The organism is Synechococcus sp. BL107 (genome assembly GCF_000153805.1).
In the GTDB taxonomy this organism is placed as follows: domain Bacteria; phylum Cyanobacteriota; class Cyanobacteriia; order PCC-6307; family Cyanobiaceae; genus Parasynechococcus.
In genome coordinates this window covers 899,904-921,567 of record NZ_DS022298.1, presented here as the reverse complement: position 1 = coordinate 921,567, position 21,664 = coordinate 899,904, and the positions used below count along the sequence as shown (strand labels likewise).

The following is a 21,664-nucleotide window of genomic DNA, read 5'->3' as shown; positions in this document are numbered from 1 at the left end:
AATCCCATGCCCCGTTCGCTTCTGCAACGCCTCATGCCATGCGCAGCGACCGCGAGTGCATTGCTGGTTGGAGCATGCCTAAGCAGTACTGCACCAACTCCGTCAATAGCTCAAGGCACATCGGGACTTATGGAGTTTCGCTGGGACAACAACGATGGTTACAAGAAGCTGTATTACTACCAAACCTCTGCGATCCAGGACGATCGCGCCGACTGGTATCTGACTCTCCGCGAAAAAGATCGCAAGACGGCCATTCTCAAGTTGACCGTTGAAGTGCCTGACTTTTTTGACGCCAAACTCAAACCAGAACGCATATCCCTCTGCCGCACATCTCGGGGCAGCATGATGAGCCGCTCAAAGTGTCTTGAAGAGGTTCCCGCCACCATCGAGGTGAACGAAGACCAAACGGCGATTGAAGTTTATCCGGATGAACCCGTACCCATGGAGGGTGACTATTCACTCCGCATCAAACTTTTTAACCCCAAGGGGAAGCGGATGTACCAACTCAACGCGTTGATCCAAGCCCCGGGCGACGTGCCGATGTCTGGTTACGTCGGCAGTTGGCTGATCGACATGGACTGACTGATAAAATCATTAGCTCAGATCGGCCGGACGCCAAACAACTCATATGACGAAGCGCACTCTCGGTGGAACAAGCCGCAAAAGAAAACGTGTTTCAGGATTTCGCGTTCGCATGCGATCCCATACGGGACGTCGGGTGATTCGCACCCGACGGAAACGGGGACGGACTCGTCTAGCCGTTTAAATCCGGCGACTGTTGCAACGTTGATGAGGTGAATGGCTTCGCCTCATTTGAACAAACCGTATCCAATGTTGGTTGATGGTGCTCCCAGCTTCCATGCGCTTGCGTGGACATCGTTGTTTCAGCCGCTTACACCGTTCTCAACGCCGTCACCACGGGACATGGATGGTGCTTCGCCAAATCCAAAGTGATCGAACATTGCTTCGATCGGAGCTTCGCAGCCAAAGCGATACAACCTGCCGCTGTGCCCTGGTGATCAGCAACAAGGTGAGCAAACGCGCTGTGCGTCGCAACCGCCTACGACGATTGCTCCATAACCATCTCCGACAACGCCTCGAACAGCGAACCGATTTAGCTGGATGGTGGTTGCTATTCAGCCTCCGACCCAATGCCGCGGAAGCCGAACCCGCGCAATTGCTCGAAGAATGCGACAGTCTCTTGAAAATTGCAGGTCTGGAACGATGACCACGATTCAGGAAGACGTCCATTACGAGGGCGGTCCAGCCAAGGGAGATCTCATCCTCAATGTGCTGCTGGGCTTCACGTTGATTGGTTTGCCGTTCACGATTGGAGCCATTGTTCGAGCTGTTTGGCTTCGCTTTCGAATTACGAGCCGACGCATCTCCGTCTGTGGTGGATGGATGGGGAACGACAAAACCCAAGTGGTGTATTCCCAAATCAGCGAAGTCAGGACGGTTCCAAGGGGCTTTGGTGCCTGGGGCGACATGGTGCTTGTTTTGAACGACGGTGCGCGACTTGAAATGCGCTCCTTGCCCCGCTTTAGGGAAGTTGAGGCCTACATCCTTGAACGGATCAACAAGCGTTCATCCACATCAACTGACAAGTCGGTCGAAGGCTTCGCCGTCTAAGCCCCTGCTCATGCACACTGGCGTCAGAACGTCACTAACCCCGGGTTTCTCAACGTGATCGGATACATCTCCGACAACCTTCTCATTCCAATCCTGGATTTTTTCTACGGATTGGTTCCCAGCTACGGCTTGGCCATCGTGGCTTTGACGCTGGTGATAAGAGTTGCTCTTTATCCCCTCAGTGCTGGGTCCATTCGTAGCGCTCGACGGATGCGGATCGCGCAACCCGTGATGCAAAAGCGGCAAGCCGATATCAAAGCCCGTTATGCGAGCAATCCCCAAAAGCAACAGGAGGAACTCGGCAAAGTCATGAAGGAGTTCGGCAGCCCTCTTGCAGGTTGCTTGCCTCTGCTGGTTCAAATGCCGATCCTCTTCGCACTGTTTGCAACCCTTCGGGGATCACCCTTTGCGGATGTGCCCTACACGTTGAACATGAAGGTGTTGCCGGCTGATCAAATCGCAGCCGTTGAACTCAAACCCTTCAACAGCGCCAGCCACTCAATTTTTATCGGTGAAACCGATCACGTCCCAGTGATTGCAAGCCTTCCCCGGGGCACCAAGATGGGCGTCGGCGATTCAGCCAGCGTCAATTTGCATACCAAAGACGGGCGATCCTTTTCCGACGTTCTCACCGAACTTGAGAACCCTGGGAAATTCTCACCAGCCTGGTCCGTCACCAAGGGTGATGACATCGTCCGTGTCACGGAAGACGGAACCATCACCGCTATCGCTGCCGGTGACGCCACTGTCGAAGCCAAAATTCCTGGGTTAGCCGCCCGCAGTGGCTTTTTATTCATCAAAGCCCTCGGACAGGTGGGCTTTTACGCCGACGGAGCAATCAACTGGGATATTGCGATTCTGGTGGGTGGATTCGGTTTAACCCTTTTCCTCTCTCAGCTGTTGTCGGGCATGGGAATGCCTGCCAACCCCCAACAGGCCACCGCCAACAAAATCACCCCAGTGATGATCACAGGGATGTTCCTGTTTTTTCCCCTGCCAGCTGGCGTGTTGCTTTACATGGTGATCGCCAATATTTTCCAAGCCCTCCAAACGTTCATCCTCACGAAAGAAGCCCTGCCTGAGAACTTGCAAAAGATTCTTGACCAACAGGCGTCACAACAAACAGTGACGGCAACGGCAACAGCGGGTGGCTCCAGCGATTCACGACTGCCCTTCGAACCTAAAGGCGGAAAATGATTCCAGAGCTGGAGCCAGTTGCTCTTCAAGAGCTCCGGGCCCTTGGCAGTCCAAAAACCTGGGTGTTTGAGGGGTATCTCGATGCCCTTACATCGTTAACACCCGTGCGGGGTGAGATCCAGGCTGAACATCGCGGCAATGTTCTTGCTGTGGAAGCAGAGCTCAACACAATCGTGACGCTCAGCTGTGACCGTTGCCTTGGACAGTTCAACCAGCAGCTTTCGGCCAGTCCTTCTGAGCTGATCTGGTTAGGTGACCAACCACCTACGGAAGACCAACTGCAGTTGTCCGCGGAGATCTCGGACCTGGAAGGACTGGTCGAGACCCTCGACCCACGCGGTAATTTCGATCCACAGCAATGGGCCTTCGAGCAACTGAATTTGCAACTGCCCGTTGTGAACGATTGCGGTGAAACCTGCCCTGGAGCGCCAACGTTCAATCAGGACGTTGTCGCCAACGATGAACCAGCGACAGATCCACGTTGGGAGGCGCTGCGGCGCTTAAGTGACCCATGAGCAGTACGGCCTGGAGTCATCAACTTGATCTTCTGATTCGAGCGCGAACACCGCTGATCTGGATTCGAAGTAGCGAAGAGGTTCGAGTTGAAACCCTGTTGAGCCAGGCCGCGATACGCCTCCAAAGTCAGCTGACCAGTTGGAACTTCATTGATGGCCTGAGCGGCACATTGAACGACGAAGGAGTCGGGAGCCGACAGCCGATGGCCATGTTGCAGTGGTTGCAGAATCTCGACCCCAGTCGTCCAACCCTGGTTCTCGCGAAAGACTTTCACCGATTCTGTGATGACCCTGGCGTGGCGAGGATGTTGCGCAACCTCGAGACGTCTCTTCGCAGCACACCCCACAGCTTGATTCTCTGCTCTGGGCAGTGGACACCCCCAGCAGATCTCGATGAATCATTAACGCTGCTGGACCTTCCGTTACCGGATGCCGATGATCTCCGTCAGCTCATCAGCAGCATCGGATTAAACAGCGGAAGCGCCCTCGACCCTGCTGTGCTTGATGAGCTCACACAGGCCTGTAGTGGTCTGAGTGAGATGCGTGTTCGTCAGGTTGCAGCGCGGGCCCTGGCTCGACGCGGCAGCATCGGCGCAGAGGATCTGGCTGAGGTTCTTGAGGAAAAACGTCAGGCCATCGCCCGAAGCGAGGTGTTGGAGTTTTGCCGCAGCGATTCAGGCACCGAAGCCATCGGCGGCCACGATTCTCTGAAGAGCTGGCTTCAACAGCGACATCGCGCCTTCTCTGAAGAAGCACGTCGCTTTGGGCTTCCTCTCCCCAGGGGCGTCCTCCTCGTTGGGCCTCAGGGGACAGGAAAATCCCTGACCGCAAAGGCCATCGCACGGAGCTGGTCAATGCCCTTACTACGTCTCGACGTGGGTCGGCTCTTTGCTGGATTAGTGGGAGCGAGTGAAGCGCGCACCCGAGACATGATCCAGCTCGCGGAGGCCATGGCGCCTTGTGTGTTGTGGATCGATGAAATTGAAAAGGGGTTTGGCGGCGATGGCCGAAGCGACGGCGGCACAAGTCAACGGGTGCTGGCGAATGTGCTCACTTGGATGGCTGAAAAAAGCTCTCCTGTCTTCGTTGTTGCCACCGCTAACGGGGTGGATCAGCTGCCACCGGAACTTCTGCGCAAAGGGCGTTTCGATGAAATCTTTCTGCTGGATTTACCAAGCGAAAGCGAACGACAAAGCATCCTTGAGCTCCATTTAAAACAACGTCGTCCAGGCGTGACTCTTCCGCTGGAGACCGTTGTGAGCCGCTGTGAAGGATTTTCTGGGGCCGAACTGGAGCAGACGGTGATTGAAGCCATGCATTTGGCCTTCGCCGAACACCGTGAACTCAGCGAGACGGATTTAATTCGAGCCGCGTCCCAACTCATCCCCCTCTCCCGCACCGCCAGCGAATCCCTTGCGCAGCTCAAAGAATGGGCGGCTGGAGGTCGAGCACGACAGGCTTCTATTGCTGGACGTAACGAAGCCTGACGGGGCGTAAAGATGCGGTTCACGGAACGAGCATCCCTGTACTGCACTCCCTACGGTCCGACCATCTGTCAAATACTCCATGCAGCGTCAAAACGACATCGTCATGCAGCTTTGTGTGGCTTGCCTTGGCGCCGGTGTGATTACCACAGTGGCCGTTGCCCAAGGCCAAAATCCCTTGACAGCTCTTGGCATCACGCTGTTCTCAGCCATTGCTGCCGTGATGGTTGGCCAGGTGCTCTGAACGGGCTGCCATAGGCTGCCGGCGTTGCTGTTTCACGCACCGTGATCGACCAGCGCCTTGTGCGTGATAACCCCGAAGTTATCGCTCAACAATTGAAGCGGCGGGGTAAATCCATTGATCTCACTGGCCTTCAGCTGATTGCGAGGCAACAACGGGGCTTAGAAGAAGAGCGCAGCACCCTGCAAGCCGATGGCAACCGGATCGGCAAAGAAGTGGGCTTAAAGATTAAGGGCGGTGCAGATCCGAAGGGAGATGAGGTTGCCGCTCTTCGACAACAGGGCAATGCCATCAAACAAAAGGTGGCTGTTTTTGAAGAGGAGGAAAAGACGCTCTCTGGTCAATTGCGCGACCAACTCCTCAGTCTCCCGAATCTGCCTTCGCCACTTTGCCCAGATGGGAAGAACGAGGACGACAACGTCGAAGTGCGTCGCTGGGGAACGCCTCGCATCGAGGAGGGATTGGAGGAGCACTGGCAAATCGCTCAGCGGCTGAACCTATTCGACACCGAACGGTCGGTTCGCATTGCCCAGAGCCGCTTTGTCACCCTGATCGGCCAGGGAGCCCGCCTAGAGCGAGCACTGATTAATTTCATGCTGGATCTCCACACCAGCAAGGGTTACAGGGAGGTGATGCCACCGGTTTTGGTGAACACCGCCAGCCTCACTGGCTCAGGCCAGTTACCGAAATTCGCCGAAGAAAGCTTCCGCTGCGCAGAAGACGACCTCTGGCTCACGCCGACGGCAGAGGTTCCCGTGACATCGCTGCATCGCGACGAAATCATTCCAGCCGATCAACTTCCTCTTCGCTATTCGGCCTACAGCCCTTGCTTCCGACGAGAAGCGGGGAGTTACGGACGGGATACGCGCGGCCTCATCCGTCTTCACCAATTCAACAAAGTTGAGTTGTATTGGTTCGTCCATCCCGACCAATCCGAAGAGGCACACCAACAGATCACCGCCGATGCCGAAGCGGTGTTGCAGGCTCTCGACTTGCCATACCGGGTTTTGGATCTATGCACGGGTGATTTGGGCTTCTCGGCACAACGCACCTACGACCTAGAAGTGTGGTTACCAGGGGCTGGGGCTTTCCGAGAAATCTCCAGCTGCAGCGTTTGCGGCGATTTTCAAGCCCGCCGATCTGCCATCAGAACCAAAGACGGCAAACAAACGAAGCTCGTTCACACCCTGAATGGGTCGGGCCTAGCTGTAGGGCGCACCATGGCTGCACTGTTGGAGACGGGGCAGCAACCAGATGGAAGCATTCTCCTTCCCAAACCATTGGTGCCATACGTCGGGTTTGAGCGGCTCCAGCCAGAATGAACTGACTGAGCATCAATCGGCTGGATGAACGTATTTGCGGCCCTGTTGGTGCTTGCTCTCTTAATCGTGGTGCATGAAGCAGGACATTTTCTTGCCGCCACGCTTCAAGGCATTCGCGTTAGTGGCTTCTCCATTGGCTTCGGACCCGCGTTGATTAAACGTCAACGGAAAGGCGTCACTTACGCCCTAAGGCTCCTACCCCTGGGTGGTTTTGTGGCTTTCCCTGATGACGACGAAGACAGCACCATCCCCTTAGATGATCCCGACCTGCTGCGCAATCGTCCGATTCCGCAGCGCGCTCTGGTGATCGCCGCCGGCATTCTTGCCAACCTTGCATTGGCGTTGGTCATTCTGATCGGCCAGGCCGCGATTGTGGGACTTCCAGCCGATCCAGATCCAGGCGTTCTGGTGGTGAATGTGCAGCCTGATGGCGCAGCTGCTCGCGCTGGCTTCAGGCCTGGAGATCAAATCCTCTCGATTAACTCCAACAAACTTGGAGCCGGGCAAGCCGGCGTCGAGACGATGGTGAAGCTGGTAAAAGCAGCTCCCAGCATGTCCCTTGCGGTTGAGCGGGTTCGCCAGAGCCAACTTGAACAAATTGAACTCAAGCCATCGAATGTCGATGGACAGGGAAGAATCGGGGCGCAGCTCCAAGCCAACCTCAGTGGCGCTATCCGACCCGTCAATGGACTAGGGGAACTGGTCCAACACACCGGGGGCCAGTTCGTCCGCCTGGTGGGACAAACCGCGAGTGGCTATGCCGGGCTGATTACCAACTTCAAAGCCACAGCAGGACAGGTGAGCGGTCCGGTCAAAATTGTGGAGATGGGTGCCCAGCTGAGCCGGCAGGGCGGTAGTGGTTTGGTGTTGTTCATGGCCTTGATCTCGATCAACTTGGCCGTCCTCAACGCGTTGCCATTGCCTTTGCTGGATGGCGGCCAAATGGCGCTTCTTCTTATTGAAGGGGTCCGAGGCAAACCCGTCCCTGAACGGCTTCAACTGGCGTTCGCCCAATCCGGATTTCTTCTTCTGGTCGGACTCACAGTCGTCCTCGTCGTCCGCGACACCAGTCAATTGACCTTCGTTCAGCAGTTGCTTGGGCGGTAGTGGTTCTTGCTCCTCGGAATGTAGACTCAACAACCTGTTGAAACGCTGCCCCCAGCTGCATGGCTAAAAAGTCGATGATTGCGCGCGATGTGAAGCGCAAAAAAATGACCGAGCGCTATGCAGCCAAGCGCTCGGCACTGATGGCAGCCTTCAATGCAGCGGCTGATCCAATGTCTCGTCTCGAGATACATCGCAAAATTCAGGCCCTTCCCCGCAACAGTGCCCCCACTCGGATCCGTAACCGTTGCTGGGCCACTGGCAAACCCCGTGGTGTCTACCGCGATTTTGGCCTTTGCCGTAATCAACTTCGTGAACGGGCCCACAAGGGTGAACTGCCAGGTGTTGTGAAGTCCAGCTGGTAGACCACTGCAGACTTTTCGGTTGATCCACAAGAAAGGGGAGGTGAAAGCCTCCCCTTTCTTGTGGATGGAAGCCATGAAATGTCAAAATAAGAGTTGACAAAAGGACATAAGCCGTCGTGCAAGGAAAAACACAGTCGATCTCGTTTGACGGACGCGAGATAAGACTGACCACCGGGCGTTTTGCTCCCCAAGCGGGTGGTTCCGTCTTGGTTGAATGCGGCGACACAGCCGTGCTCGTCACAGCGACACGATCGAGTGGACGCGATGGAATCGATTTCCTTCCACTGATTTGTGACTATGAAGAACGCCTGTATGCCGCCGGACGGATTCCAGGCAGCTACATGCGTCGTGAAGCCCGCCCACCCGAACGCGCAACACTCACCTGTCGCTTGATCGACAGGCCCATGCGGCCGCTATTCCCCAGTTGGATGCGCGACGACTTGCAAGTTGTTGCCACATGCCTATCGCTGGATGAACGGGTTCCTGCGGATGTGCTGGCAGTAACAGGCGCGTCCATCGCAACACTTCTGGCAGGCATTCCCTTCAACGGACCGATGGCGGCTGTGCGGGTCGGACTCCTTGGCGACGACTTCGTTCTGAACCCCAGCTACCGGGAAATTGAGCGCGGAGATTTAGACCTCGTCGTTGCTGGCACGGCTGATGGTGTGGTGATGGTTGAAGCAGGCGCCAACCAACTTCCCGAACAAGACGTCATTGAAGCGATTGATTTCGGCTATGAGGCGATCCAGGAGCTGATCAAAGCCCAGGAAACGCTGCTGAAGGACCTTGGCATTAAGCAAGTCAAGCCTGAAGCGCCCAAGGAAGACACCACAGTTCCTGCTTACCTTGAAAAGCAGTGCACAAAAGCGATCAGCGCTGTGCTCAGCAAATTTGAGCAAAGCAAAGAAGAGCGCGATAACGGTCTTGAAGCCGTGAAAGTGAGTGCAGCAGAAGCCATTGCAGCCCTGAAGGAAGACGACGCTGTGCGTCAGGCCGTCTCCAGCAGTTCGAAATTGCTTGGCAACAGCTTTAAGGCTCTGACCAAGAAACTGATGCGTCAGCAGATCTTGAAGGATGGCAAGCGCGTCGATGGACGTGGCTTGGATGAAGTCCGTCAAATCAGCGCAATGGCAGGAGTTCTTCCCCGTCGCGTCCATGGTTCAGGCCTCTTCCAGCGTGGTTTAACGCAGGTTCTGTCCACCGCGACCTTGGGAACCCCCAGTGATGCCCAAGAAATGGATGACCTCCATCCCAACACCGAGAAGCTGTACCTCCATCACTACAACTTCCCCCCCTACTCCGTTGGCGAAACCCGTCCAATGCGATCCCCCGGCCGTCGGGAAATTGGCCATGGCGCTTTGGCGGAGCGAGCCATCCTTCCCGTCTTGCCTGAAAAAGACACCTTCCCCTACGTCGTACGGGTGGTGAGTGAAGTGCTGAGCTCCAATGGCTCGACGTCGATGGGCTCCGTTTGCGGCAGCACCTTGTCGCTCATGGATGCCGGTGTGCCCTTGAAAGCCCCAGTGAGTGGTGCCGCGATGGGTCTGATTAAAGAGGGCAAGGACATCAAAATCCTCACCGATATTCAAGGTATTGAAGACTTCCTTGGCGACATGGATTTCAAGGTGGCTGGCAGTGAGAAAGGGATCACAGCCCTTCAAATGGACATGAAAATCACTGGTTTACCCGTGAAGGTCGTTGCCGATGCTGTGAACCAAGCCCGTCCCGCTCGCCTACACATCCTCGAGAAGATGCTCGAGGCGATTGACACTCCGCGTGAGACTCTGTCGCCCCATGCACCACGCCTGCTGAGCTTCCGCATCGATCCAGAATTGATCGGGACAGTGATCGGTCCAGGTGGTCGCACCATCAAGGGCATTACCGAACGCACCAACACCAAGATCGATATCGAAGACAGTGGAATTGTCACCATTGCCTCCCACGACGGTGCTGCAGCAGAGGAAGCCCAAAAGATCATTGAAGGCCTCACCCGCAAGGTGAATGAGGGCGAAATGTTCTCCGGCTCGATCACACGCATCATTCCAATCGGTGCCTTCGTGGAGATCCTTCCTGGAAAGGAAGGAATGATCCACATTTCTCAGCTCTCCGAAGCTCGGGTTGAAAAGGTTGAAGATGTCGTCAAAGTCGGCGATGAAGTCACCGTGCGCGTTCGCGAAATCGACAACCGCGGTCGGATCAACCTCACCCTGCGTGGCGTTCCGCAAAGTGGCGAATCAACCGAGGTGGAACCGCAGCCCACCCCAGTTGCTCCCCTCAGCTGATCACACCTGAAAGCCGGGATCAATCTCGGCCATCGCCCGCGTCGCACGCTCTCCAAGCGCGACGTGGGCTTTTCCATGGCTGGCGATCAAACAGCCCGCCTGACGAACATCGCCTGTGTTGTATGTAAGGTCGCCGAGGTCAGCGTGGGTAAATCGTCCACCAGCCGCCAACAAAACAGCCTCCGGTGCAGCCATATCCCAATCCTTTGGAGCACTGCGCCCGGATAGGGAGATGTAGAGATCGGTTTCTCCACGAAGAATCGTGGCGACCTTGCAGCCCACACTGCCAACCGCCTTCGAGCCACCGAGTTGAAGTTCACCGATTAATTTCTCTAGCCGGTCATCGCGATGACTACGGCTCGCCACCAGAAGCAAGTCGGACAACTCCGAGCGCTCGCTGAAGCGCACAGGCGAACGCGTTCCCCCTCGGTCTTCACACCAGGCATCGTCGCCCACAAGACCAAGCCAGAGTTCATCGGCTTCGGGTAACAGCACCACGCCTAAAACAGGCCGATTCCTCCGCACCAAGGCGAGGTGCACCGCATACTCCCCAGTTCCTTGGAGAAAGTCCTTGGTGCCATCAAGCGGATCAAGGATCCACAACCATTCCGCGGGCAGAGGCTCTCCCTCGGTGAGCTGCTCTTTGGCGGTTTCCTCGCTTAGCAGAGTCCAACCAGCATCGGGAAAAGCCCCCGACAACCCCGCCAGGAGCCATTCGTTCACGGCCAGATCAGCCGCCGAAACAGGCCCCTCGCCCCCGTTATCGACACTTAAGGCTTTCGGAAAACCATGGGGAGGCTGTTCGCCACGGGCGTATGCACGAAGAATGTCGGCTGCACCCCAGCTCAAGCGTCTCAACTCGGTCAACAAAGCTTCCTTGCTGACCCCAGCAGGGAGAATGGCGGAGTTGGACATCATGATTAAGAGGGGCGCAGGCCATTGTGATGCAGCGGGATGAACCAGCCGCCGGAAGCCTGTACCTCGTCGGTACTCCGATCGGTCATCTGGGTGACCTCTCCCCTCGGGCCAGTCACCTTTTAACAACGGTAGATGTCATCGCATGTGAAGACACACGCCATAGCGGACAGTTGCTGAGCAATCTCCAGGCCCGCGGACGCAAACTCTCCTTTCATCAGCACAACATTCGTACGCGATTGCCCCAACTTCTGGAGCTATTGGCAGAAGGCCAAAGTCTTGCGGTGATCAGCGATGCGGGATTGCCAGGCATCAGCGACCCCGGCGAAGAGCTGGCCAGTGCTGCTCGACAGGCGGGGCATCCCGTGCTGTGTATTCCTGGTCCTTGCGCGGCCACAACAGCTCTCGTAAGCAGCGGACTTCCCAGTGGACGCTTTTGTTTTGAAGGTTTTCTACCCACGAAGGGGAAAGAACGACGACAGCGCCTGGAACAGCTCTCAAGCGAACACCGCACCACCGTGCTTTATGAAGCACCGCATCGATTAATCACGTTGCTTGGCGAGCTCGCCAGTTATTGCGGCTCCGATCGTCCGATCCAAGTGGCGCGAGAACTCACCAAACGCCATGAAGAACAAGTGGGGCCCACGGTGGAAGCAGCTCTCAGTCATTTCGAGCAAACCCGCCCCCAGGGCGAATTCACTTTGGTCTTAGGAGGTGCGCCACCCACCGCAAAACCAGCCCTCAATGACGCTGAGCTCATAGAACAACTGCAACAGCTCATGGCGCAGGGAGTGAGTGCTAGCGATGCTGCACGACAACTCGCCGCAACGACCGGGCTCTCACGGCGCCGGCTTTATGCATTGCTGCACCAAGACGCGTCAGACTAAAAAAAATCCTTGGTTCTTTGCTGCCTCGTTTACGACTACTGATCTGGAGTTTTGGAGGGAGCGCCCTGCTGCTGCTTCTGCTCTGCCTTGGCGCACAAAACCTGCAACAGCGTCATCAACTTCAAATCGGAAAAGTTCGACTTGTGCCACTGCCAACGGGATTTCTCGTTGGCATCTCGCTGGTGTTAGGCGTCATCAGTGGAGGAAGCGTGGCCGCGGTACTGATGCCGGCGCAACAAGAAACCGACCTCGACCCTTAATCAGGCATCGAGGGCAACCACCGTGCCCTCCATCACAAGCCGTGTAATTCCTCGTTTCAACAAATAGGAACTCGTTCGCTCAAACACCGTGGTGTCGGGCACCTTGATCACACGCTGGCTGCGACCACACTGACGTTTCGCGGCCCGAGGATTGGCAAAGAGAAATAGACCCTGACGGTCCTGATCAGCGGTATCCAATGGACCCAATTCAGGAAAATCCCTCAAAGGGCGAGCATCTAACTCAACAACCTTGTCGACCAACATATAAACACTATCGGGGAGAACACCGGGGCTAAGCGGCTGCGTTTCCATGGGTGCCGATCCACTTAATCCCGCAACCCCGATCAAGGGCACTAATTCTGTGAACACGTCCATGGGGGCGGGCTCCTCAAGCGCTGTGCCCGAATCGTCCGAAACCTCCGCAAAATCAGCGGCATCATCCAGCGCCAAGTTGCTCGCCTCCTCCGCAGAGAACTCTCCAGCAGAAGCCTCTGGTGTATCGATCTGAACCGATGGGAGATCGACAGTTGAGGGACCATCCAACGGTGGAATCTCAAGCAAGGGTTGCGACGCAGCGACGGCTGTTCCACCCTTCTGACGGCTGGCCTTCAATGCGGCGTAAGCCTCAGGCGGCAACAGAGCTTTCACCGTACGGCTCACCGTATTTGGGCTACAACCAAATGACTCAGCCAATGCTGCGGTGGATTCCCCCGCCTTGTAACGGCCAACAAGGTCTTGCTTCTCGCTGTCGCTAAGACGACGCGCTGCCATCCAATGCTGTTACACAGTGACCAAGTTTAGAAGCCAATGGCCGATATCCACCCATGCCTTCCAGCCCGGACTGCCAAAATAACGGGATGCTCCCTTAGCTCAGCTGGATAGAGCAACTGCCTTCTAAGCAGTCGGTCGTGTGTTCGAATCACACAGGGGGCGTTAGTTACAGCAAGGGTTCTTAGCAGCAGCTGAGATCCGTTTTTATTTTTTGTGCTCAAATCTGTGCTCAAATAGTCCTAGAGTTGGGTCTCAGAAGCCCGCCACGCCAACAGGTTTGCGGTTTTCTCCGACGAGAGAGGTCATGGCACGAGCAACAGCAGCAGAGACCTCTGATCGCATCGATGCCCTCCAGGGAATGATCCTGGCCGGCACTCCAAATAGCGAGTGTCTTGCTTTTGCCAGAAAGGAGTGGGGGATCAGCAGGGCTCGGGGTTACGAGCTAATGAAGCGTGCCTGGAGTCAGATCAAGGACGATGTCGATGAAACAGGGATTGATCGACTTGAACTGCTGGCTTGGTCAATACAGACGCTGATGTCCGCAGCTGGTCAAGCGAAGCAACAAAAGAATCCTGGAGCTGTTGTTGCATGCATTAAGCAGCTCGACTGGATGACGGGGTTGGGTATCAACTCAACTGCTGGGCAACGAGGCCCACGAGGGCGGAGATAGCGAACTATCTCCTCAAGGAAAGGATTAAATATCCATCAGTACCGTCGCAAGGCGGGTTTTTTTATTAGTTATCGCTCAGAAGCAAATTTGAAACTGCCTATTGCAGCCCGCATCAGCAGCAAAAGCAGATGAAAGTGCTGTCTTCTAAATGTTGTGTTCAATGCAGCGTTCCATCCGCCTGTCGTTATCGCTGAGCGGTGTTGCTGCACTGGCACTCTCTAACGGCGCTCTGCTGCCTGCCACTGCTCAAGAGGTAGGTAGCGCCGATGATCTTGGGGTGATGAGCATCAGCCTCGCTGATGTCGTCAAACCCACCATTGGTTTTCAAGGCGCACTGCAGGGAGCAGGAACACCAAACCAAGCAGGCATTGGCGGGTTCCTGCCAATCGCTGTAAGTGAGAACAGTGTCTTCTTTGCTGATGTGCTGCTCAATGCCAACTTTGCTGATTACGGCGGCAACAGCAGCATCGTCAATACAGAGGTTGCTGGCACAACGATCAGCACCTCATCAAGGCTTGGTTATCGCTGGCTGAATAGCGACCGATCCTGGATGTATGGCGTGAACGGCGGCTATGACACCCGCCCGATGAATACAGGTAATGCTGAAACAGGTGTCACGCTCTACGACAAGGAAAGTGCTTTCTTTCAGCAGATCGCTGCAGGTCTAGAAGCAGTCTCTGATACCTGGAACTTCAATGCCTATGCCTTAGTTCCTGTTGGTGATGTAGAGCAGCGCCTCAATGCGCGTTATTTCGGCGGGGCGCTTGATACCTATGGTCTTGATGTTGGTTATGCAATCACTCCAGATCTCAATGCCTCAATTGGTTACTACTACCAAAGCGGTGATCTAGGAGAAGCAGATGGTTCGGGCGTGCAGGTAGAGCTGGATTATCAGATCGCTGATGGTTTAACTGCTGGGATCAATGTTTCCTATGACGAAGCCTTTGAAACTAGAGTTTCAGGCAACATTGAGTATCGTTTTGGTAGCAATAGTTCAGCTGCAGAAACCAAGAAAAAAGCATGGCAAAAGCCAACCATTCAAGCGTTATCTGAAAGCGTTAAAAACAGGAATATCCGCGTTCATGATGCAGCAGATCCAGATGCGAAGTGCAAATTGTTTAGTCTGCGCAATGGTAAACAAATCGCTTCCAGGAATCCATCGAGCTTTTTGTCCCGTTTCCACGACCGAGGAGTAACCTTGGCGAGCACGATACATTGTGACCCTGGCGCGCCTGATGCAACTGCTAACGGCTGGGTAGACATTTGCATCAACACATACCATCATCGTTGCTAACGGCTGGGTAGACATTTAAGTACTGGCCCATCTGGGATCTAATATCTAATCAAAGCTCTCATAAAAGCAGCTCATTGGCGGTTCAATACCTGGCACTAATCAATATTTAGCTACGCCACGAGCGGGGTTTTTTATTACCTGCTGAATAGCAGCAAAGCTGTTACTGCCTACTGCAGCGGGCAGTAACAGTAAAAGCAAGGCATTGTGCGTTCAATAGATCCATCCTTATCAATGCAACGTTCTCTGCGCCTGTCGTTATCGCTGAGCGGAGCTGCCGCAGTCGCACTCTCTAACAGTGCTCTGCTGCCTGCCATTGCTCAAGAGGCAGGTGGCGCAGAAGATCTGGGGGTGATGGAGATCAACCTCAAGGATGCTGTTCAGTTCAATTGGGGTTTCCAAGGCGCATTGCAAGGAGCAGGAACACCGAATCAAGCCGGTATTGGCGGATTCCTTCCAATTGCTGTTGGTGAGAACAGCGTGTTCTTTGCTGATGTGCTGCTCAATGCCAACTTTGCTGATTACGGCGGCTACAGCAGCATCATCAATACCGAAGTTGCTGGCACAACGATCAGCACCTCAACGCGCCTTGGTTATCGCTGGCTGAATAGCGACCGCAGCTGGATGTATGGCGTTAACGGTGGCTATGACAGCCGCCCGATGAATACAGGTGGAACTGATACAGGCGTGAATGTCAGCGGCACAGAGAAGAGTGCTTTCTTCCAGCAGGTGGCAGTTAATGCAGAAGCAGTCTCTGATAGCTGGAACTTCAATGCCTATGCCTTAGTTCCTGTTGGTGATACAGAGCAACAGCTGAATAGCGTTTATCAAGGCGGCTCGCTTGATACCTACGGGCTTGATATTGGTTATTTCATCACTCCAGCCGTTAATGCTTCTGTTGGTTATTACTACCAAAGCGGTGACCTAGGAGAAGCAGATGGTTCCGGCGTACTCGGACGCTTGGCTTATGAAATGACCAGTGGCGTCACAGCAGGAGTGAATATCTCCTACGACGAGGCATTTGATACAAGAGTTTCAGCTGATATTAAAGTGCGCTTTGGTGGTCCAAGTACAGCAACAGCTAAGAAGAAAAAGTGGGAGAATCCAACAATTAATGCGTTAACAGCATCACCCAAGAACAGAGATGTGAGAGTGCACGACAAACACGAACAAGAATGTCAGTGCACGACACATACAGCTAAGTGTTCTTTAGTGTGCTAATTAAGCGTGAGTGCACGACAAATCGATGCGTGGGACCACGTGTGCGTGGTGCGTGCTTCAACTCTGACCATAACTCCCAAAACCCTTGCAATTGCAGGGGCTTTTTATTTCTTTAATCACTGCTTAATCATGCCTAAGTGCAATCCAATATCTGGCACTAAATAAATATCACCCCGTCGCAAGGCGGGGCTTTTTATTAGTTACCGCCAAGAAGCAAAGCTAAAACTGACTACTGCAGTTCGCATCAGCACTAAAATCAGACAAAAGTACTGAATACTTGGTTGTTGTATCCAATGCAGCGCTCCCTGCGCCTGTCGTTATCGCTGAGCGGTATCGCTGCACTGGCACTCTCTAACTTCGATCTGCTGCCTGCCACTGCACAAGAGAGCTCAGCAGAGGATCTCGGTGGCGTGATGAGCATCAGTCTTAAGGATGTGGTCAAGCCAACCATTGGGTTTCAGGGTGCACTGCAAGGTGCAGGTACACCAAACCAAGCTGGTATTGGTGGGTTCCTACCTCTATTCGTTGGTGATAACAGCGTCTTCTTTGCTGATGTGCTGCTCAATGCCAACTTTGCTGATTACGGCGGCAACAGCAGCATCGTCAATACAGAGGTTGCTGGCACAACGATCAGCACCTCATCAAGGCTTGGTTATCGCTGGCTGAATAACGATCGCTCCTGGATGTTTGGGGTGAATGCTGGTTATGACAGCCGCCCGATGAATACCGGTAATGCTGATACCGGTGTGGATGTCACAGGTAAGCGGGATGTCTTCTTTCAGCAGGTTGCTGCGAGTTTAGAAGCGGTATCGGAGACCTGGAACTTCAATGCCTATGGGCTCTTCCCCATTGGAGATACTGAGCAGGTCCTGAATGACCGTTACCGCGGTGGTGCGTTAAGTACCTACGGCTTAGATGTTGGTTATGCAATCACCCCTGAGTGGGATGCCTCGATTGGTTATTACTACCAGCATGGCGATGACCTCACAGCAGATGATGGCTCTGGTGTGCTCGCTCAGCTGGCGTATGAAATCACGGATGGTTTAACGCTTGGCGTCAAGGTTTCCTATGACGAAGCATTTGAGACCCGCGTTTTAGGAAACATTGAATATCGCTTTGGCAGCGGTAGTGCAACACAAGTTGAGAAGAAAAAATGGCAGACACCAGTGCTTCAATCACTCACGGAATCAGTCAAACATCGTGATGTGAGAGTTCATGATGGAAACAAAATAAAAAACCAACCCTGTGGCAGAAAAACTGACCTTGGGGACTCTGGAGCACAAAAGTATAAATCAACTAATGGGAATAGATATGGCTGCTTTCCAACATATCAAAATACTGTAAAAGGTGGTTTTTATTGGAATAAAACATCTACACGCTAACTTCGCAATAAACTGCCAGCAGCTGCGTTTCACCGGTCGATGCCGCTATATCCCTGCCCGTCCTGCTGTTGCAGCCCGCTCTTTGTGTTGCATCCCCTCAAAATTGATCCATGCCATGATTTGGCTAGATACAGATCATGAGCTTTCAACGCTTGATGACAAGCAGCACCAAACGATTCAAACAGCACCACCACGCTGTCTGCACAGAACTCGATGGCGAAGTCGCATTATTTCAAAGTAAAACCTGCGACTATCTTGTTCTTAATGAGACAGGCTCAGCCATTTGGAAGGTATTGAAAGCTCAGCCAACGTTGCCTGAAATCTGCAAGCATTTACAGGACGAATATGAAGTCGCCCCAGATGAATGCAAGTTGTCTGTTGAAGCTTGGCTGGAGGCTGCCTTGGAAAAGAATGTGATTGTCGTGGTTGACGATTAAAATGAAAAGTGTGTTTTGAGCCTTCTTACCCAAATTTCACCGCCAAGTTGATTCCCTCCAAGCATTTGGAAACCAAGGCGTGCAAAATAACGCCGCATGAATGTCTTCTGCAAGCCAGGATTAATGTTTTCAGCTAGTAAGACCTTTGCTCGATGATCACGTTTCTCTGCATCATGATCAAACCCGTGAAGAAATGCTCTAAATAGTTGATTCGCCAAACGTGGCCGCCTGGATTCTGGGACTATATACATGCGTTGAAAGTAGGCATGGCTTCCGAGATCTAGTGAAGTTTCTAGTTCTCTAAGTACAACAAATACAATGCCATTAATTGCGCCTAATCGATCACGTGAGACTGCGGCTGGCTGTCTTGATATAGGCTTCTTAAGTAGACCCATGCGCTTCTGGCTATTGCTTAGTGTTGCTTGAAACGACTTCAATTCTTCTTGATATGCATTTCCATGCTGGCTCCAGAAAGCTCTCAACTCACGATTTAGCTGATCATTCACCTCTCCAAATACAAATTCAATTCGAGGATCAGTCAACTTCTGGCCCTTCGTATTCAAAGCGATTCATCGCTTCAGACAATCCATTTGCTAGACGCTTTCGCTGCTCAATTGAAAGTTGTTCCGCTCCTTCTCCGGTACGACCTGAGCGAAAGAACCGCTCACAACCGGCAGGTTTTTCTGCAAAGCCATCAACATCTTCCTCCAATTTCTTTAGTCGATCGATGGATGTATTTTCTAAAGCCTGATTAATGAGTTTTGAGTCAGTAGTAAGCCCTAAAAAGGTTGCTAATTCAGTGAATGTTTCTGATCCTTTTGCTAGCATGTCTTCATAACGCATGATCAACACCGGTAGCTGAGTTTGATCAGCCCATGAGCGCACATGTTGATCCCAGCGGCCCATGTATTGCCGCACCTGGTGGCCGCCAAAGCGTTCCCCTGGCACCAGCGCTGCATTGGGATCAAGCAGGGAGTCAACGCATCGATCCAGCGGCCATGAGAAGAAGTGACTCAGTGACACGGCCACATCTTCCGGGTGGCGCAGGATATAAACCACTCCAGAGCAGCCTGTTGTACTCACCACTGGGCGCCCACGGGAATCAGGAGATTTAAATGCATCATGCACTTTGTGAAAGCGCTCTCCTTCTGCGAATAGCCACGCACTGGCACCAGCACGTCCGCGTAATGGATCAAGTTCACTAAAACTTAGATCGCAACTATTGATCCCTAATTGATCGTCCAGCCAAAGCCTGGATGAGGCAATCGCTCCAGTTTCAATATCTTGATTAAGATTTAGTTGTTCTCCAGGATTGTCTCCTGACAGCCTCATCAATTCAGTAATAAAAACCCTGCACCAGGTGTTGCCTGATTTTGGATAAGAAGCCAGATACCAGTAGCTGTGATCGTCAGTCATTGCTTGCGTCCTCTTCTGTGGCTGCTCTGCGCTGTTGCATCGATTCTGGTTGCATCAGTTCCACCTTCTTCAGGCTTTCGGCCATTGCTTTGATTCCATCTGGAACAACCAAGGCATGCAACGGCACCATTCGAGCTAGTGCAGCTGCCTGCATAAACAGTTGAGCTTCTGCATCCATGCCTCGATACATCCTGGCGTGAAAGGCTTGGTTGCGCAGGCGCATTAAGGCATTTGTTTGTGAGAAATTGCGTGAAGCCTTAATAGATACTTTTTCCATTTCATCTTCTGCCTCATCGGCATCCTCCTCTTTGCCCGATTCTTCTTTGGCGCGATTTAAGGCATAGATCAGCCGTAATGGTGTTGGCTGTGGCATGCAAGTTAACTCTTCAGCTAGCAATGCATATCGCTTAAGTCCCTTACGTACAGGTGGTAGCTGCGCCCAATTCAATTCCAAAGCCACAACAGCGTCGTACCAAAGCTTGAGTTGACGCATCCCTGGCTGCACTATCCCATCACTACCAACGGCTACCAGCTCACTACTCAATAAGCGCCACCCTTCTTGGATTAAACACCAGGCCAGGGTGGACTTTCCTGCAGCTGGATGGCCCAACAGGAGGATGGCCTCACCATCGCGCTCCAGCGCTGTTCCATGCAAAACCAATGCACCGCGCTGGATCGCTAAGGCTCCAAGTCCACTGGTGACAGCAAAAGTGCGGATGTCGCGGTCACTGACGCTGTCATCCCAGCGCTGCCATTCCAAACGCTCACCACCAGTGGCACGAAACCAGCCAATGCCTTCCAGTTCCAGACGCCAATCTTGAGGTGCTAACTGCAGTGTTGGCGTGCTGTGAGGGCTTGGCTCAAGGCTGGGCCATTGCCGATGATCACCCTGTTGGATTTGCACCAGCGCATCACTGGCTGAATCGGAAGTTTGCAGTTCTGGCAAAACCAAATCGCTGCTGATCTCTGCTCCCAGGGCGCAATAGCGATGAGGTTTGATCAACGAATTAGTGAGGTTTCATGGAGTCTCTCGTGATTGGGTCTGAGCTTGCAAGAACTCACTGAAATGCCACTTGATCAAGGAGAAGAGTTTGCTCTCATCCCGCTTACCCAAATGGCTGTGGAACTAAAGAAGACACCATCGGAAGCGTTATCGAGATTGATGGCAAAAGAGTTTCTCCGCCGAAAAGGTGGTGGAGAGTTCCTCTGTGAGGGGGATCGGTGAATGATTGCTCTTTCATCCTGGTGTCGTGGAGCATGCCGCCAAATAGGGAGAGTGTCTGCTGAATGCCAATCCCCACTTATCAGTAGCCAATTGTTTTTGCGTGTTCGGTTCCTTGGCGGTTTTCACCGTCACGACCAAATCAGTTGGCTGGCGATGGTTGTTGCATCGTTCAAACAATCTCAAATGTCTACTGAAGTCCGCAACTGGGATGTCGTTGCCAAAGCATTAGAAGCTGCTGGGAATACCTCCAGCGAGATGTACATCCGTGCAGCAGCCCTAGCTCAAGGGAAGCTCGACCCAATGCCCACTAGCTCTCCAGAAGCGCCCTACAGCATTTCTGCTGTAGCTGGCTGATCGCAGCAAATCAAAGCCTCACCTTGTGGGGCTTCACTACTTAACCAATGACATGACTAATTCAACCCACTCCCGATTCGGCTTCAGCAACTTTGCTGAGACTTGGAACGGTCGCCTCGCAATGCTGGGCTTTGTAATCGGATTAGGCACCGAACTACTGACGGGCCAGGGAATCCTCAGTCAAATAGGTCTCTGAGCAGGATCGTTCATACCTAATTCTGATATGGACTACTCACCTACAAACAGGAGGTGGGGTGATGTCGATGCGCCAGCTCGATTGGATATGCGGACTGGGCATCAACTCAACCAGCGGGCACCGAGTCCATCGGTCGCGGCTATGAACTGATCCAATCGCTGTCATTTAAAAGGTTTCGGCAAATAGCTACAACATCAGGAGCCACCTAAACAGCCCAATGACTACCGAGGACAAAAACACCGAAGCAGAGGCTGAACTTCAAAGACTCAACAAAGTTCTGGAGGTTGCAAAGCGAAACGGGAATCAACTCTTTATCGAAAACATCGAGCGTGAGATCGTTGCCATTGAGAGAGGTGATAACTCACCCCTCATCGCGGATTACCTCACTGATGATGAGCGTGCTGGTAGCCGACCTGGACGTGAGGCGTAACTGGTCTTACCGCAATTGTAGAAACAAGATAATCATTTTCCTCGCTTGCTTTCAAAAAAACGAACCA

Annotated in this window: 28 protein-coding genes and 1 tRNA gene; 24 read left to right on the top strand and 5 right to left on the bottom strand. The window is 53.4% G+C overall.

The genetic code is table 11. The annotated features are described in order from the left end of the window. The first annotated feature begins 6 nt into the window (after positions 1–6). From BL107_RS04730 to BL107_RS04685, 12 genes are all read left to right on the top strand, one after another. Positions 7–582 carry a DUF2808 domain-containing protein gene (locus BL107_RS04730; protein ID WP_037988099.1) on the top strand — a complete coding sequence of 192 codons (576 nt, stop codon included), beginning with the start codon at positions 7–9 and terminating at the stop codon, positions 580–582. A 46-nt stretch (positions 583–628) separates the two neighbouring features. Further along, a complete protein-coding gene (gene rpmH / locus BL107_RS12180) occupies positions 629–766 on the top strand; it encodes a 50S ribosomal protein L34 (RefSeq protein ID WP_011360548.1) in 138 nt (45 codons plus the stop codon). A gap of 75 nt (positions 767–841) precedes the next feature. Further along, positions 842–1,228 (top strand): ribonuclease P protein component, encoded by a 387-nt coding sequence (gene rnpA / locus BL107_RS04725; RefSeq protein WP_037988097.1) that lies wholly within the window; start codon positions 842–844, stop codon positions 1,226–1,228. Continuing rightward, positions 1,225–1,632, top strand: coding sequence for a PH domain-containing protein (locus BL107_RS04720; protein ID WP_009789136.1), 408 nt, complete (start codon positions 1,225–1,227; stop codon positions 1,630–1,632). The genes rnpA and BL107_RS04720 overlap by 4 nt, the downstream gene beginning before the upstream one ends. A gap of 54 nt (positions 1,633–1,686) precedes the next feature. Beyond that, complete coding sequence (gene yidC, locus BL107_RS04715; protein WP_009789135.1) at positions 1,687–2,829, top strand: membrane protein insertase YidC; 1,143 nt, start codon at positions 1,687–1,689, stop codon at positions 2,827–2,829. Continuing rightward, entirely contained in the window at positions 2,826–3,344 is a 519-nt protein-coding gene (locus tag BL107_RS04710; protein WP_009789134.1) for a DUF177 domain-containing protein, read from the top strand. Before yidC ends, BL107_RS04710 begins: the two co-directional genes overlap by 4 nt. Next, positions 3,341–4,831: an AAA family ATPase gene (locus BL107_RS04705; protein WP_009789133.1), complete on the top strand. Its 1,491-nt coding sequence runs from the start codon at positions 3,341–3,343 to the stop codon at positions 4,829–4,831. The genes BL107_RS04710 and BL107_RS04705 overlap by 4 nt, the downstream gene beginning before the upstream one ends. Before the next feature lie 79 nt (positions 4,832–4,910). After that, positions 4,911–5,072 carry a hypothetical protein gene (locus tag BL107_RS12880; protein WP_009789132.1) on the top strand — a complete coding sequence of 54 codons (162 nt, stop codon included), beginning with the start codon at positions 4,911–4,913 and terminating at the stop codon, positions 5,070–5,072. A 41-nt stretch (positions 5,073–5,113) separates the two neighbouring features. Beyond that, positions 5,114–6,391 carry a serine--tRNA ligase gene (gene serS / locus BL107_RS04700; protein ID WP_009789131.1) on the top strand — a complete coding sequence of 426 codons (1,278 nt, stop codon included), beginning with the start codon at positions 5,114–5,116 and terminating at the stop codon, positions 6,389–6,391. Positions 6,392–6,415: 24 nt separating this feature from the next. Continuing rightward, entirely contained in the window at positions 6,416–7,498 is a 1,083-nt protein-coding gene (gene rseP, locus BL107_RS04695; protein ID WP_009789130.1) for an RIP metalloprotease RseP, read from the top strand. Between the two features lie 59 nt (positions 7,499–7,557). Then, entirely contained in the window at positions 7,558–7,860 is a 303-nt protein-coding gene (gene rpsN, locus BL107_RS04690) for a 30S ribosomal protein S14 (RefSeq protein ID WP_009789129.1), read from the top strand. A gap of 116 nt (positions 7,861–7,976) precedes the next feature. Continuing rightward, a complete protein-coding gene (locus BL107_RS04685) occupies positions 7,977–10,142 on the top strand; it encodes a polyribonucleotide nucleotidyltransferase (RefSeq protein WP_009789128.1) in 2,166 nt (721 codons plus the stop codon). Here BL107_RS04685 and BL107_RS04680 read toward each other — a convergent pair whose 3' ends face one another. Then, the gene (locus BL107_RS04680; RefSeq protein ID WP_037988094.1) at positions 10,143–11,060 is read right to left on the bottom strand and encodes a 3'(2'),5'-bisphosphate nucleotidase CysQ; all 918 of its coding nucleotides are present in this window, start codon (positions 11,058–11,060) and stop codon (positions 10,143–10,145) included. A gap of 26 nt (positions 11,061–11,086) precedes the next feature. Here BL107_RS04680 and rsmI point away from each other — a divergent pair, with 26 nt between their 5' ends. Both rsmI and BL107_RS04670 read left to right on the top strand, forming a co-directional pair. Next, on the top strand, positions 11,087–11,944 hold the full coding sequence (rsmI, locus tag BL107_RS04675) for a 16S rRNA (cytidine(1402)-2'-O)-methyltransferase (RefSeq protein ID WP_009789126.1): 858 nt from the start codon (positions 11,087–11,089) through the stop codon (positions 11,942–11,944). 17 nt (positions 11,945–11,961) lie between these two features. Continuing rightward, complete coding sequence (locus BL107_RS04670; RefSeq protein ID WP_009789125.1) at positions 11,962–12,204, top strand: hypothetical protein; 243 nt, start codon at positions 11,962–11,964, stop codon at positions 12,202–12,204. Here the strand turns inward: BL107_RS04670 and BL107_RS04665 are convergent, their stop codons facing one another. Continuing rightward, positions 12,205–12,975: a helix-turn-helix domain-containing protein gene (locus BL107_RS04665; RefSeq protein WP_009789124.1), complete on the bottom strand. Its 771-nt coding sequence runs from the start codon at positions 12,973–12,975 to the stop codon at positions 12,205–12,207. An 88-nt stretch (positions 12,976–13,063) separates the two neighbouring features. On the opposite strand from BL107_RS04665, the gene BL107_RS04660 reads away from it, so the two are divergent. The 6 genes from BL107_RS04660 to BL107_RS04635 all read left to right on the top strand — a co-directional run bounded on the left by BL107_RS04660 (position 13,064) and on the right by BL107_RS04635 (position 17,976). Continuing rightward, a tRNA-Arg gene (locus BL107_RS04660) sits at positions 13,064–13,137 on the top strand. A 142-nt stretch (positions 13,138–13,279) separates the two neighbouring features. Beyond that, complete coding sequence (locus BL107_RS04655) at positions 13,280–13,645, top strand: hypothetical protein (protein ID WP_009789123.1); 366 nt, start codon at positions 13,280–13,282, stop codon at positions 13,643–13,645. Positions 13,646–13,805: 160 nt separating this feature from the next. Next, positions 13,806–14,939, top strand: coding sequence for an inverse autotransporter beta-barrel domain-containing protein (locus tag BL107_RS04650; protein ID WP_009789122.1), 1,134 nt, complete (start codon positions 13,806–13,808; stop codon positions 14,937–14,939). 231 nt (positions 14,940–15,170) lie between these two features. Beyond that, complete coding sequence (locus BL107_RS04645; RefSeq protein WP_009789121.1) at positions 15,171–16,157, top strand: carbamoyl-phosphate synthase; 987 nt, start codon at positions 15,171–15,173, stop codon at positions 16,155–16,157. Positions 16,158–16,450: 293 nt separating this feature from the next. Further along, a complete protein-coding gene (locus BL107_RS04640) occupies positions 16,451–17,539 on the top strand; it encodes a carbamoyl-phosphate synthase (protein ID WP_009789120.1) in 1,089 nt (362 codons plus the stop codon). 137 nt (positions 17,540–17,676) lie between these two features. Further along, a complete protein-coding gene (locus BL107_RS04635; RefSeq protein WP_009789119.1) occupies positions 17,677–17,976 on the top strand; it encodes a PqqD family protein in 300 nt (99 codons plus the stop codon). Here the strand turns inward: BL107_RS04635 and BL107_RS04630 are convergent. Genes BL107_RS04630 through BL107_RS04620 form a run of 3 tightly spaced genes read right to left on the bottom strand, consistent with a single transcriptional unit; the run spans position 17,973 to position 20,395 of the window. Further along, a complete protein-coding gene (locus BL107_RS04630) occupies positions 17,973–18,518 on the bottom strand; it encodes a hypothetical protein (RefSeq protein ID WP_037988092.1) in 546 nt (181 codons plus the stop codon). The genes BL107_RS04635 and BL107_RS04630 overlap by 4 nt on opposite strands. Next, positions 18,511–19,392 (bottom strand): sulfotransferase domain-containing protein, encoded by an 882-nt coding sequence (locus BL107_RS04625; protein ID WP_037988090.1) that lies wholly within the window; start codon positions 19,390–19,392, stop codon positions 18,511–18,513. The genes BL107_RS04630 and BL107_RS04625 overlap by 8 nt, the downstream gene beginning before the upstream one ends. Next, on the bottom strand, positions 19,385–20,395 hold the full coding sequence (locus tag BL107_RS04620; protein WP_009789117.1) for a hypothetical protein: 1,011 nt from the start codon (positions 20,393–20,395) through the stop codon (positions 19,385–19,387). Before BL107_RS04620 ends, BL107_RS04625 begins: the two co-directional genes overlap by 8 nt. A 45-nt stretch (positions 20,396–20,440) precedes the next feature. Between BL107_RS04620 and BL107_RS13060 the strand changes: the two genes are divergently transcribed. The 4 genes from BL107_RS13060 (at position 20,441) to BL107_RS04600 (ending at position 21,597) form a co-directional block, all read left to right on the top strand. Then, positions 20,441–20,617, top strand: a complete 177-nt coding sequence (locus tag BL107_RS13060) for a hypothetical protein (RefSeq protein ID WP_156779385.1) — start codon at positions 20,441–20,443, stop codon at positions 20,615–20,617. A gap of 183 nt (positions 20,618–20,800) precedes the next feature. Further along, on the top strand, positions 20,801–20,971 hold the full coding sequence (locus tag BL107_RS12875; RefSeq protein ID WP_009789115.1) for a hypothetical protein: 171 nt from the start codon (positions 20,801–20,803) through the stop codon (positions 20,969–20,971). Between the two features lie 52 nt (positions 20,972–21,023). Next, the gene (locus BL107_RS13055; protein ID WP_009789114.1) at positions 21,024–21,167 is read left to right on the top strand and encodes a high light inducible protein; all 144 of its coding nucleotides are present in this window, start codon (positions 21,024–21,026) and stop codon (positions 21,165–21,167) included. 217 nt (positions 21,168–21,384) lie between these two features. Next, complete coding sequence (locus BL107_RS04600) at positions 21,385–21,597, top strand: hypothetical protein (protein WP_009789113.1); 213 nt, start codon at positions 21,385–21,387, stop codon at positions 21,595–21,597. Positions 21,598–21,664 lie beyond the last annotated feature (67 nt).

What these genes read in the sequence shown, in the direction of transcription:
- BL107_RS04730 (WP_037988099.1), top strand. Translation starts at nt 7, where the DNA reads ATGCCCCGTTCGCTTCTGCAACGCCTCATGCCATGCGCAGCGACCGCG.
- rpmH (WP_011360548.1), top strand. Translation starts at nt 629, where the DNA reads ATGACGAAGCGCACTCTCGGTGGAACAAGCCGCAAAAGAAAACGTGTT.
- rnpA (WP_037988097.1), top strand. Translation starts at nt 842, where the DNA reads ATGGTGCTCCCAGCTTCCATGCGCTTGCGTGGACATCGTTGTTTCAGC.
- BL107_RS04720 (WP_009789136.1), top strand. Translation starts at nt 1,225, where the DNA reads ATGACCACGATTCAGGAAGACGTCCATTACGAGGGCGGTCCAGCCAAG.
- BL107_RS04710 (WP_009789134.1), top strand. Translation starts at nt 2,826, where the DNA reads ATGATTCCAGAGCTGGAGCCAGTTGCTCTTCAAGAGCTCCGGGCCCTT.
- BL107_RS04705 (WP_009789133.1), top strand. Translation starts at nt 3,341, where the DNA reads ATGAGCAGTACGGCCTGGAGTCATCAACTTGATCTTCTGATTCGAGCG.
- BL107_RS12880 (WP_009789132.1), top strand. Translation starts at nt 4,911, where the DNA reads ATGCAGCGTCAAAACGACATCGTCATGCAGCTTTGTGTGGCTTGCCTT.
- rseP (WP_009789130.1), top strand. Translation starts at nt 6,416, where the DNA reads ATGAACGTATTTGCGGCCCTGTTGGTGCTTGCTCTCTTAATCGTGGTG.
- rpsN (WP_009789129.1), top strand. Translation starts at nt 7,558, where the DNA reads ATGGCTAAAAAGTCGATGATTGCGCGCGATGTGAAGCGCAAAAAAATG.
- BL107_RS04680 (WP_037988094.1), bottom strand. Translation starts at nt 11,060, where the DNA reads ATGATGTCCAACTCCGCCATTCTCCCTGCTGGGGTCAGCAAGGAAGCT.
- rsmI (WP_009789126.1), top strand. Translation starts at nt 11,087, where the DNA reads ATGCAGCGGGATGAACCAGCCGCCGGAAGCCTGTACCTCGTCGGTACT.
- BL107_RS04665 (WP_009789124.1), bottom strand. Translation starts at nt 12,975, where the DNA reads ATGGCAGCGCGTCGTCTTAGCGACAGCGAGAAGCAAGACCTTGTTGGC.
- BL107_RS04655 (WP_009789123.1), top strand. Translation starts at nt 13,280, where the DNA reads ATGGCACGAGCAACAGCAGCAGAGACCTCTGATCGCATCGATGCCCTC.
- BL107_RS04650 (WP_009789122.1), top strand. Translation starts at nt 13,806, where the DNA reads ATGCAGCGTTCCATCCGCCTGTCGTTATCGCTGAGCGGTGTTGCTGCA.
- BL107_RS04645 (WP_009789121.1), top strand. Translation starts at nt 15,171, where the DNA reads ATGCAACGTTCTCTGCGCCTGTCGTTATCGCTGAGCGGAGCTGCCGCA.
- BL107_RS04640 (WP_009789120.1), top strand. Translation starts at nt 16,451, where the DNA reads ATGCAGCGCTCCCTGCGCCTGTCGTTATCGCTGAGCGGTATCGCTGCA.
- BL107_RS04635 (WP_009789119.1), top strand. Translation starts at nt 17,677, where the DNA reads ATGAGCTTTCAACGCTTGATGACAAGCAGCACCAAACGATTCAAACAG.
- BL107_RS04625 (WP_037988090.1), bottom strand. Translation starts at nt 19,392, where the DNA reads ATGACTGACGATCACAGCTACTGGTATCTGGCTTCTTATCCAAAATCA.
- BL107_RS12875 (WP_009789115.1), top strand. Translation starts at nt 20,801, where the DNA reads ATGTCTACTGAAGTCCGCAACTGGGATGTCGTTGCCAAAGCATTAGAA.
- BL107_RS13055 (WP_009789114.1), top strand. Translation starts at nt 21,024, where the DNA reads ATGACTAATTCAACCCACTCCCGATTCGGCTTCAGCAACTTTGCTGAG.
- BL107_RS04600 (WP_009789113.1), top strand. Translation starts at nt 21,385, where the DNA reads ATGACTACCGAGGACAAAAACACCGAAGCAGAGGCTGAACTTCAAAGA.